Origin of the sequence: Syntrophomonas sp. (assembly GCF_028707975.1) — a bacterium.
In the GTDB taxonomy this organism is placed as follows: Bacteria; Bacillota; Syntrophomonadia; order Syntrophomonadales; family Syntrophomonadaceae; genus Syntrophomonas.
In genome coordinates, this window is sequence record NZ_JAQVZX010000057.1 from 1 (window position 1) to 11,696 (window position 11,696).

Genomic DNA, 11,696 nt, shown 5'->3' on the forward strand with positions numbered 1-11,696 from the left:
AAACGGGTTTTCCATCTCTCACCGGAACCAGGCCAAGGGTTGATTTAAGTATTCTGGGAATCAGCATTATGTGGGGTGCGAAACTTAAGGTTTCAGAGAAACATCCCGTTTACGGTTCAAAGCGTCTTAAGCGCAGGGAATTGCTTACCACTGATACGGAGCTGAAGGCCATGGCTGCCCCTGCTATGACCGGAGATAAAAAGCCCAGAGCCGCAAAAGGTATACCGATGCTGTTATAGAAAAAGGCCCAGAATAGATTCTGCTTGATTATACGCATGGTCTGCCGGGATAATTTAATGGCCGCGGAAATCCCGCTGAGGTCACCGCTCATTAAAACAATGCCGGCCGTTTCCATAGCCACATCAGTCCCGCTGCCAATGGCTATGCCGATATCGGCAGTGGCCAGAGCCGGGGCATCGTTAATCCCATCGCCCACCATAGCTGCTATTTTACCACTTTGCCTTATTTTCTCGATTTCCTCAGCCTTCCTCTCCGGCAATACTTCGGCCAGCACTGTTTCGATTCCCACCTGCCGGGCGATAGCCTGTGCCGTATGCTGGTTGTCTCCGCTGATCATATATGCTTCAAGGCCCATATCCTTAAGTTCCTGAATAGCCAAAAGTGCGTTTTCTTTAATCGTATCGGCCACTGCCAGCAATCCGGCCAGCTTGCCGTCTATAGCCAGGTACATTGCGGTTTTGCCTGCTTCCTCCAGCTGCCTGGCCTGCTGTTCGGCCTCGGCAGTATCGATAGCCCGGCTGTGCATAAAACTGCGGTTGCCTATGGCTAAAGCCAGGTTGGTGCTTTTTCCCGTCACACCTTGACCGGGATAGTTTTTAAAATCCTCGGGATCAGGCAAATCCCCGTATTGTTCACGGGCCGAAGCATAAATAGCTTCGCCCAGGGGGTGCTCGGAATGTTTTTCGAGGATTCCCGCCCAGTGCAGTATTTCACTTTCTACATAGCCATCCAGGCTTATAATATCGGTAAGAGCAGGCTTTCCCCGGGTTATGGTGCCGGTTTTGTCCAGGACTACTACATCCACTTTATGCAGCAATTCCAGGAATTCACCGCCTTTGATTAATAGGCCGTTTTCCGCGCCTTTTCCCGTTCCCACCATTATAGCAGTGGGGGTGGCCAGCCCCAGGGCACAGGGACAGGCTATTACCAGAACTGCCACTGCTGTGGTAACAGCAATACTGATATTAGCGTTGTACCAGTATTGCAGAATAAATGTAAGCAGGGCTATTCCTATAACCGCAGGAACAAAAATGCCGGAAACCTGATCGGCTATCTTCTGCACCGGGGCTTTGGAACCCTGAGCTTCCTCCACAATCCGTATAATCTGAGCCAGGGTGGTGTCCTGGCCGGTGCGGGTAACTACAAATTTCAGGCTGCCGTTCTTATTGATACTGGCACCCACCACCGGATCACCCGGCCTTTTCTCCACCGGCAGGCTTTCCCCGGTCAGCATGGATTCGTCAACTGCTGAATGGCCTTCCTCCACGATTCCGTCTACAGGAATCCGCTCTCCGGGACGAATAACCACCAGATCGCCGGTTCTAACCTCTTCTATGGGGAGATCCATTTCTTCTCCCTGCCGTACTACCCGGGCGGAACGAGGCTGCAAGCTGCCCAGAACCCGGATGGCCTCGGAAGTTTTATTTTTGGCCCGCTCCTCCAGGTATTTGCCTAATAGTATCAGGGTTATAATAGTTGCCGAAGCCTCAAAATATATATTATGCATCTCGCCCTGGTAAATATTGTACAAACTATAAAAATAGGCTGCGGTAGTGCCCAAGACCACCAGCACATCCATATTACTGCCTCCGGAGCGCAGGGCCAAAAATGCGCTCCGGTAAAAACGGTAGCCGATAATAAATTGAACCGGTGTGGCCAGAGCCAGTTGCCAGTAGGGATTATGCAAAAGAGTTACCTGAATATCGAAGATCATCAACAGCATGTTAAGTATTAGAGGAAAGGCCAGAACAGCAGAAGCTACCAGCAATAATTTCAGATTTTTGATTTCCGTATTTTTGTCCGGGCTATCGAGCGGATGCTCCCTCTGCTCTATCCAGTGGGTCGGATATCCTAGCTTATCGACCACTTTTTCAACTTCATCAATGCTAATCAACTGGGGGTCATATTTTACCTTAGCCAGGTTGGTAAGGAGGTTAACACTGGCATTTACCACTCCCGGGGTGCTGTTCAGCTTTTTATCAATACGCGCCGAGCAGGCGGCGCAGGACATGCCCTCAATAGCCAAAGTGGCGTTGATATAATTGCCGTCCTCCTCGGGCAGCACTTCATAACCAATCTGACGTATGGCTTCTTCCAGGTCGGATAGCTTGATTATCCCCGGATCATAAAAGGTTGTGGCCTTATTGCTGAGCAGGTTAACCTGGGCCTTTTTCACTCCCGGCAGGTTGTTCAATTTCTTCTCTACCCGTGCCGAGCAGGCGGCACAGGACATGCCGCCTATTCTAATGGTGCTTTTTATCTCCTCCATGGCCAATATCTCCTTTAAAGCTGAATGGTGCCAGGCACTTATGTTATTAATGCCAGGCAAACTCACTTTTCATCATTGTTTTTGTAACCCGGAGCCCAGGGAATCAATACAGGTAACATGCGAGGATATCCTCATGCAATGCCCCGCGCAAGCAGCAAGGTTAACTTTCCCATTACAATGCCGGTCTATTTAAGCAATTCGAAGCCGGCCTCAGCCACAGCTTTTTCAAAATCTTTAAGAGTTAGCTTTCCCGTTTCATAAGCAACTCTAACTGTTTTTGCGGCCAAATCAACATCCGCCTTCTTTACTCCGAAAAGGCTTTGCAATGACTTTTCCACCGCCATTTTGCAATGATTGCAGCTCATTCCTTCTACATTTAGAATGACCTCTTCCATAAATCTCACCTCCTCCCGGATGTTTTACCGAATTCCTCACCTCGTTGCAGCGGTGTGTTGAAACTGCTCCGCAGTTTCTTCTGATGCTTAAATTATTGCCAATGCCGGCTCACTAAAATCACCGCATCATTCTAAAAATAGTTGCCAGAACCTCATCGATAACCTGCTCATCGCCTGATGCCAGTTGCTCCTTGACGCATGATTTCATATGCTTCTGCAAAAGCAGCCGGGCAACCCCATAAAGAGCCGACTGGGCTGAAGTGATTTGATTCAACACGTCGTCACAGTAAACACCTTCTTCAATCATTCGCTTGATTCCCCGTACCTGCCCTTCGATGCGATTAAGACGAACCGTGAGCTCTTTAACGGCATTCTCGTCACTCCAGGAGCGGTTTTTATTGTTGGTTTTTATGCAATTAGCACAGCTATTCTTGCTTTCATTTTCCATATCATAACCTCCATCCATTAATAATATAGTATACCCCCCTATACTATGCAAGTAAATATTGCAAAATTTTAGTGGAAAGACGGCTATTATATTTTGATACCGGCATAATCCGGGGTTTCCGAACTAAAACCATAGTATCTTCAGATTTGATTCCAAGAGTTGATTCTAGTACCAGGCATTGATTGCCAATATAACTTTCCTAATTGTGCAGTTTTGATCATAAGGAATTTTTGTTATTCGGCAGGAACGTTTAAACTTTTATAGAATTAAACAAATATCAACATCAACAAACAAGAATAAATATAAACATAGAACAAATAGGATGGTAAACGAACTATGTAAAACTAAAAATAACTATAGTAATTTTGCTGCCAAAATCTTGCTTGTTGATAGAGGAGAGTTTTATCTATATCAAAAAAATAATAATATTTTTGAGCCTTTTATCCTATAGCCTGAAGCCTTCGATAATTGGCCGAAAGGAGCTTTTCCTTTTGATTGCTCCCCGGGGGATAGCTGCAAACGGCTGTACCTCCCGTATTTGGAAAGAAGATATGGTATATCCTGCTAAAGGGTTAGCAATTATTTGCTACTATCATTAAGGTATTGAACGATATATTGAGATTAGGTTCTTACCTTAATATACATAGCGAAAAAACCAGCATCAACTTTCGATGCTGGTTTTAACTTCCATCATTTTAAACAGTAATATGCGAATTTGATTTGGGATGGGCCATAAAAAGATATACGTTATTGGAAGGGTACTAGCGGTGAAGACAGTTATCAAAGAAAGAATTGCAGAAGTAAAAACAAAAAGAGATGCTGGCTGGAAAATCCTTATTTTATTATCTACGCTCATACTCATTTTCATCCTTTCCTTTGCTCTGGGGCGATATCCGGTACCCCCGGGACAGTTATTGGAGGTATTGGCCTCGCGGGTATTTCCTATAGAGGCTCACTGGAATGCTACTGTGGAGACGGTAATATTTCAAGTGCGCTTGCCTCGTATTTTTGCTGCCATATTGGTGGGTGCGGCCTTATCTACTGCCGGAGCGGCTTACCAGGGAATGTTTAAAAACCCCCTGGTTTCACCGGATATACTGGGAGCTTCAGCCGGTGCCGGTTTCGGGGCTGCTCTGGCCATATATTTCTCGTTTAGTATGCTGGGAATTCAAATGATGGCATTTGTGGGTGGCTTACTGGCAGTTGGTTTAACCTACGGGATTAGCCTGCGGATTCGGCATGACCCTATGTTGGCTTTGGTACTATCGGGTATTATGATTGGTTCATTGTTCAGTGCCGCTATTTCCTGTATTAAATATATTGCCGACCCTTACGACAAGCTTCCGGCTATAACCTTTTGGCTTATGGGAAGTTTGGCTTCAATTACCACACGGGATGTATATATGGTATTAACTCCAATACTGTTCGGCTGTATTTTGCTTTATCTTTTGCGCTGGCGCCTCAATGTTCTGGCTATGGGGGAGGAAGAGGCTCGGGTATTGGGCATTAATACCGGTGTAATGAAAACCATAGTTATTGTCTGCTGTACTTTGATGACAGCAGCATCAGTATCCATCAGCGGCATGATAGGTTGGGTAGGTCTGGTAATACCGCATTTGGCGCGAATGATTGTCGGCCCCAACTACCGGGTATTGCTGCCGGCATCTATTTTGCTGGGTGGTGGCTATTTATTGCTGGTTGATGACCTGGCCCGCCTGCTGGCCAGCATGGAGATCCCGCTGGGGATATTGACGGCACTTATAGGGGTACCGTTCTTTCTATATCTGCTATTGAACAGTAAATGGGGATGGAAATAAGTTTTGGGGGTATGGGAATGGAAATGGAATTTAGGAACCTGAGTTGTGGATATGGGCAAAGGAGAGTGGTTGATGGCATTTCTCTCAAACTTAAGGTGGGGGAAGTAGTTGGCCTTTTAGGGGCCAATGGTTGCGGTAAAACTACTCTAATAAAAACCATACTGGGTCTTTTACCAGTTCAAGGAGGGGAGGTACTATTAGACGGGAAAAATATCAAGAATTGGACTTCTGCCCAGATTGCCAGGGTAATTGGCTATATTCCACAGATGCATACCCCGCCCTTTCCTTTTGAGGTGTTGGATGTGGTTTTGATGGGACGGACAGCCCATATCAAGCCCTTTTCTTCACCCTCTCCCCAGGATGTAAAAATCGCTGAACAGGCTTTGGATATGTTGAATATCTCCTACCTGCGTGACCGGGTTTACACGGAGATAAGCGGCGGGGAGAGGCAGTTGGTTCTGATTGCCCGGGCTCTGGCGCAGGAGCCCAGGATACTCATTATGGATGAGCCCACTGCCAGCCTGGATTTTGGTAATCAAATCAAGGTCTTGAGCCATGTTAAGCAACTGGCGGGAATGAATATAGCAGTTTTAATGTCCTGCCATTTTCCTGAGCATGCTTTCATCTATTCCAACCGGGCGGTGCTATTGAATGAAGGAAAAATCCTGCATAGTGGAACCCCGGGTGAAACCATAACTGCGGAGAGATTAAAAACACTATACGGGGTAGATGTGGATATAGTAAGTGTTAAAAATCGCATGAACCAGGAATTGCGGGTTTGTATCCCCTCCAGGAACTTCGCGTTACAACCCATGCAATCAATGGATAGGAGAAAAGAATATGCTTTCGCTTGAAGCAGCCAATGAACTTATCTGGAAAAAATTTAGAGAACTACCGTTGGAGTATGTTAACTTTTGCGATGGAATCACTTTTAGAAAGGTAGAAGCAAATGAATGTGATCGTTAAGCGGCAGGAATCTATTTTGGAGGAGGTGTTGGAGCAGTTAAAAGTATTATTGGGGGAATCGATAAACGAATTGACCATTGAACGGGTGGTTATTGGCGTCTTTTTTACCGGAGTAAAACTGAGCAACGGCCAGGGAGGAATTTGCGCTACCCCGGTTAAGGTGATGCCCGATGCCGTTTGTTGTTCCAGTTCTACCGGACGCATGCCCCGCGCTGGCATGCTAAAAGGTCGTCGAGCTTTGGAAATAGCAGAGGAAGCCATTCGAGAAGGAGATACAGCACTTAAAAAAGCCCTGGCTATAGCCATTTTAAGTGCCCTATCTGCTACTTCCTGGGTTAATAACCCACCTCAGGATTATGTAATCAAACGAAACACGGACCCTTTGGATATGGTTTTTTCCCAAGATAAAAATGTCGCTGTAGTCGGGGCCCTGGGTCCCCTGCTGAAAAAGTTAAAAACCGGGAAGGTTCCCTACCGTGTTCTGGAGATGGATATCTCTACCTTGAAACCCGAAGAAATACCTTATTTCTGCCCCCCGGAAAAGGCAGCGGAGGTATTGCCCTGGGCGGATATAATTGTCAGCACCGGAACCACTTTGATTAACGATAGTCTTGAAGAACTCCTTATCACTGCCCGCCCGGATGCTCAATTCATAGTGGTGGGGCCATCAGCCAGTATATTGCCCGGGCCTTTGTTTGCCCGGGGCGTTAGTTCTATAGGAGCTGTTCTGGTAACTGACGCCGACCAACTCCTGGACATTTTGGGTGAAGCCGGGGCTGGTTATCACTTTTACAGCCGTTGTGCGGATAAGATAACCCTGTATCCCCGAAAAGACAATTAAAGTTCATCCATATTATGGACTGGATTTCCCACACAAAATCCAAAGTATATTTTTATTGAGGACATTATGATGAAGGCATTCGCATTTGACTGAGCCAGGTTTTTAAATAAAGCCTTTGTAGTAAAACCTTGAACAAGTTTTTAGCCAAATAAGAGGAGTGGAGGTGAAACAAAGAATTCCGAGTATTATCAAATGCTGGAGCGGGAGTTAATCACATTGTCAGGGGAACGGAGATTAACTATGCTTCGGCATGAAATCAGTTGTTGCCAACAATCAGTTTTCTAAAAGCAAGTGAAAGGGAGGAATAAATTTGAAAAGAACAAGAAATATCGTGGTATTACTGACCATATTAGCACTGGTACTTAGCTGTTGTCTGGTTGGTTGCAGCAAAGAGAAGGCGCCGGAAACAACCCCGCCAACCGAGCCCACTGTACGTACTATTGTTGATGATGCACAACGGGAGCACACCATACCAACTGAAATAAAGAAGGTCTTCTCTACCAGCCCGGTAGGAACCATTCTATTGTATACCCTGGATCCGGAATTATTGATTGGCTGGAACTATGAACTGCGCGAAGGTGAGAAAGAATATATATTGCCTGAATTGCACAACTTGCCTAATTTAGGGGGTTGGTATGCCAAGGCTACCTGCAATACCGAAGAACTGTTAAAAATTCATCCCGATATTATTATATCCGTAGGTGTAATAGACGACATGGCGATTTCCCAGGCCAACGAGATACAGGAGCAGATCGGTATTCCAGTTATCCTTATTAATGGCGAGCTGGCGAATTTCGATAAGACTTACGAGTTTGCCGGTAAGTTGTTGAATAGGGAGGAAAAAGCCCAGGTACTGGCAGCTTACTGCCAGAAAGCAATAAGTGATGCTCAAAACAAATCAAAAACCATAGCCCCGGAAGAACGCTTGAAAGTGTACTATGCTGAAGGTGCCGCCGGGCTGGAAACTGACCCCAGGATGTCACGGCATACGGAAGTTCTGGAAAAGGTAGGGGGAGTAAATGTGGCTGAGGTGGCCATGAAAGGCGGCATGGGCATGACCCCGGTTTCATTGGAACAGGTTCTTTCCTGGAACCCTGATGTGATTATCAGCTGGAACAGGACTCAAGGTGGTTATTTTGACAAAATAATGACTGATCCCAAATGGGAGGGCATTGCTGCGGTTCAGAACAAAAAAGTCTATGCGGTACCCAGTGGTCCTTTTAATTGGTTTGACCGTCCTCCTTCGGCCAATCGCATACTGGGCATTAAATGGCTGGGCAACCTGCTTTACCCCGATATATATAAATATGATATGGCAAAAGAAACAAAAGAATTTTATAAAAAATTCTACCATTATGACCTGACGAATGAAGAGTTGACTTCCCTGCTTAAGGATGCAGGAGGCAAGTAAGTACTACAGGGTTATATCCGGAGAGTTTTACAATTAAGCTTTGAACGAGGAGATATAAAAGTGTATCTGAAATTTCTACAACATGAAGTTGATTGGTGGATTATCATGAGGAGGACTGTTTAAGTGAAGTGTATGATTTGCGAGAGGTTTTGTAAGATCCCTGAGGGTAAGAGTGGAGCTTGCGGCCTTTATCTCAATCAGGGAAATGAAATAGTAGAACGTTACCCCAACCGCTACCTGATAACCACCCCGATTTCTATTGAGACTATGCCTATGTTGCATTATTACCCAGGCAGCAAGTTTTTGCAGGTCAGTACCGCCGGCTGTAATTTCAGCTGTTCCGGGTGTATCTCCACAGTAATAGTAAAAGAGTTGGAAGCAGGCAGCCAGGCCCTGCGCTGCCTGCAGCCGGATGAAGTGGTTGCTTTGGCCCGAAAACAGGAATGCCTGGGGATTGCATTTCTGATAAATGATCCCCTGGCTTCCTTTTTTACCTTTAGCCGCCTGGCCCGGACGGCTAAAGAGGCTGGTCTGCTGGTCGGCTGCTCCTCCAACAGTTATTTTAGTGAACAGTCTTTATCCAGTATCATTCCTTATCTGGATTTTATCAATATTGGCAGTAAAGGTCTCAGCGATGAGAGTTACCGGCGTTGCGGCGGAAGCAGCGCCGCACCGGTTTTACGCAACCTGAATACCCTTCATGATAACGGGGTTCATGTGGAAGTGTCCTGTATACTGGAGCGCGACAACCAGGAGGAACTGCTGCAGTTGGCCCGAATAATTGCCGGCATTTCAACAGATATTCCCCTGCAGTTGATGCGCTTTATCCCCTTCGAGGACGCCGACCCCGAGCGGGAGATTTCTATTCAGGAAGCGGAGGAATTCATGCCGGAAGTAAAGCAGCAACTTCCCCATGTTTACCTCTTTAATTCACCTGGCACCCGTTACCTGGATACTCCCTGTCCTCAGTGTAATTCTACCCTGTATCGCCGCGATTTTTATGGTCCTATGGGAGCCAAATTGAAAAATCTAAAAGAAATTCACGAAGCTGCCGGAGTATGCCCTCATTGTGGACAGCTTTCGCCTATAAGCAACGGTGCTCCTGCTGACCCATACCAGGAAGGAGGTTTTCAGGGCGGCTACCCTTTCACCCGCGCCCTGGAGATGATTCAAGCTATTCTCATTGCCCTGGGGGTTGAGAATAAACAGGAGGTGGTAAAGGTCTGGGAAGAGGTGCTTAAGGAACAGCACTTGCCGGAACTGCATCACCAGATGCAAAATCCACAATCCTACCTGGTACTCTTGCGTCGTTATGGGCAGATGGTTGGACGCAGCCTGCAGGCAGAAGCCCTGGCTGGCTATATAGAAGAAAAAATAGCCCTTATCGAAGCGGGGTATCCCCGTATAAAACGGCTGCCACGCGTTTATTATTGTATGGGTAAGCCATTGTTTTGTATAAAAGGAGAACGTTTTGAAAACCAGATGGTGGAATTAGCCGGAGGGTACAGCGTCAATAAGGAAATTGATATCGATGGACGCCCCGGGGAAACCCTTACTCCGGCTGAGCTTATGGCGCTTAATCCTGAGGTAGTTTTTATTTCCGCCTTCATATCTGCGCCGGTGAAGAGCTTTTTCCAGTCCTGTGCAGAGAATGCCATCGATATACCTGCGGTTCGGGATAGCAGAGTTTTCTTGCATCCTTCTCCTGGCTGGGATTTTGGTAATCCCCGTTGGATATTGGGACTTATGAATATGGCCAATCTCCTGCACCCGGAGATTTACCATTTCGATATAGAGGAGGAAAGCCGGCGCTTCTACCAAGAATTTTACCGGAGCGACTATAATCCCGCCGTCATTAATCGCTCTTTTAGCAAGCCAACAATGCACTGGAGCTGGAAATAATTATCCGGGATATTTGCCAACCGGCGTTTTTAAAAGAGCTTGATTTCTATAGTAAGCGAGTCAGGGGAGAATCCCCTGAATCATGAAGAGGGGGAATAAAGTTGAAAAGAAACCGAAGTTTTATAGCCTTACTGACTATACTGGCTCTACTGCTGTCCTGTTGTCTGGCTGGCTGCGGTAATGAGAAGCCGAGTGAGACAACCGCATCAAAGGAGTCTGGAATACGTACAGTAGTTGATATGGCGGGGCGGGAAGTTGAGATACCTGCCAAGATAGAAAAAGCCTTTCCAACCAGCCCGGTAGGTGTAGTTTTTATTTATACCCTGGAGCCGGAATTGCTTATTGGGTGGAATAATGAACTGCGTCAGGGCGAAAGTAAATATTTACCCTTAAAATATCAGAACCTGCCTCATTTAGGTGGATGGTATGCAAAGACAACCTGCAATACTGAAGAATTATTGAAAATTCATCCGGATATTATCCTTGCCGTAGGTAATACTGACCAGATGGCAATTTCTCAGGCAGATTCAATCCAACAGCAATTAGATATACCGGTGGTTATTTTAAGCAGTGATCTGAATAAATTGGATAAGTCTTACGAATTGGCCGGGGATATTTTGAATCTGAAGGAGCAGGCCAATAAATTAGGGGCTTACTGCTGCGAGAGCGTTAAGGATGTTCAAAGCAAGGCTCAAAGCATTACGGAAGAGCAGCGTCTGAAGGTATATTATGCTGAAGGACCTGCCGGGTTACAAACGGAACCAAAGGGCTCTGCCCATACTCGGGTTCTTGATATGGTGGGAGGAGTAAATGTGGCTGATGTTGCTATGAAAGGTGGCAAGGGTTTAACCCCGGTTTCGTTGGAACAGCTTCTTTCCTGGAATCCCGATGTGATTCTGAGCTGGAATATGGGTCAGGGTGGTTATTATGAAAAGATGTTGAGTGATTCCAAATGGGAAAGCATCTCGGCGGTAAAAAACGGGAAAGTTTATGCTGTACCGAGTGGTCCCTTCAACTGGTTTGAAAGACCTCCATCAGTGAACCAGGTGTTGGGTTTAAAATGGCTGGGTAATTTACTTTACCCCGATGTATATAAATATGATATGGCTGAAGAAACCCGGGAATTTTATAAAACATTCTACCATTATAATCTGACTGATGAAGACTTGACTTCTCTGCTGAAGGATTCAGGTGGCAAGTAATGAGCTGAGAGAATTCTTTGCACAGGAGACGTTCAGGAAATTAATATTAATATATATTTAAGTGAGGGGAAAATGAAAGTGGAAATCAACGCTCTTGAATTTGACCGAATGGCCAGAGAAGTATTTGCGCCGGTTTATCCGGTGCTGGCTGAACAGATTATAAACCGGATGGGAATAAGCGAGGGCTGCTGTTTGGATATTGGCT

At 46.0% G+C, this 11,696-nt stretch carries 9 protein-coding genes and 1 riboswitch; of the genes, 6 read left to right on the forward strand and 3 right to left on the reverse strand.

The features are described 5' to 3' along the window. Positions 1–109: 109 nt before the first annotated feature. From PHP87_RS08110 to PHP87_RS08120, 3 genes are all read right to left on the reverse strand, one after another. Positions 110–2,509, reverse strand: a complete 2,400-nt coding sequence (locus tag PHP87_RS08110) for a heavy metal translocating P-type ATPase (protein ID WP_276621497.1) — start codon at positions 2,507–2,509, stop codon at positions 110–112. A 185-nt stretch (positions 2,510–2,694) separates the two neighbouring features. After that, entirely contained in the window at positions 2,695–2,904 is a 210-nt protein-coding gene (locus PHP87_RS08115) for a cation transporter (protein WP_061214301.1), read from the reverse strand. A gap of 118 nt (positions 2,905–3,022) precedes the next feature. Continuing rightward, a complete protein-coding gene (locus tag PHP87_RS08120; protein WP_061214360.1) occupies positions 3,023–3,352 on the reverse strand; it encodes a metal-sensitive transcriptional regulator in 330 nt (109 codons plus the stop codon). A 417-nt stretch (positions 3,353–3,769) separates the two neighbouring features. After that, positions 3,770–3,917, forward strand: a riboswitch (molybdenum cofactor riboswitch). A gap of 202 nt (positions 3,918–4,119) precedes the next feature. Between PHP87_RS08120 and PHP87_RS08125 the strand changes: the two genes are divergently transcribed. From PHP87_RS08125 to PHP87_RS08150, 6 genes are all read left to right on the forward strand, one after another. Then, positions 4,120–5,169 (forward strand): iron ABC transporter permease, encoded by a 1,050-nt coding sequence (locus tag PHP87_RS08125; protein WP_299920236.1) that lies wholly within the window; start codon positions 4,120–4,122, stop codon positions 5,167–5,169. A gap of 17 nt (positions 5,170–5,186) precedes the next feature. Beyond that, positions 5,187–6,023, forward strand: coding sequence for an ABC transporter ATP-binding protein (locus tag PHP87_RS08130; RefSeq protein ID WP_299920238.1), 837 nt, complete (start codon positions 5,187–5,189; stop codon positions 6,021–6,023). A 95-nt stretch (positions 6,024–6,118) separates the two neighbouring features. After that, the gene (locus tag PHP87_RS08135) at positions 6,119–6,976 is read left to right on the forward strand and encodes a DUF364 domain-containing protein (RefSeq protein ID WP_061214299.1); all 858 of its coding nucleotides are present in this window, start codon (positions 6,119–6,121) and stop codon (positions 6,974–6,976) included. 310 nt (positions 6,977–7,286) lie between these two features. Further along, on the forward strand, positions 7,287–8,387 hold the full coding sequence (locus PHP87_RS08140; protein WP_061214298.1) for an ABC transporter substrate-binding protein: 1,101 nt from the start codon (positions 7,287–7,289) through the stop codon (positions 8,385–8,387). 132 nt (positions 8,388–8,519) lie between these two features. Then, positions 8,520–10,289, forward strand: coding sequence for a radical SAM protein (locus PHP87_RS08145; protein WP_235811147.1), 1,770 nt, complete (start codon positions 8,520–8,522; stop codon positions 10,287–10,289). A 101-nt stretch (positions 10,290–10,390) separates the two neighbouring features. After that, entirely contained in the window at positions 10,391–11,491 is a 1,101-nt protein-coding gene (locus tag PHP87_RS08150; RefSeq protein ID WP_061214296.1) for an ABC transporter substrate-binding protein, read from the forward strand. Positions 11,492–11,696: the final 205 nt, after the last annotated feature.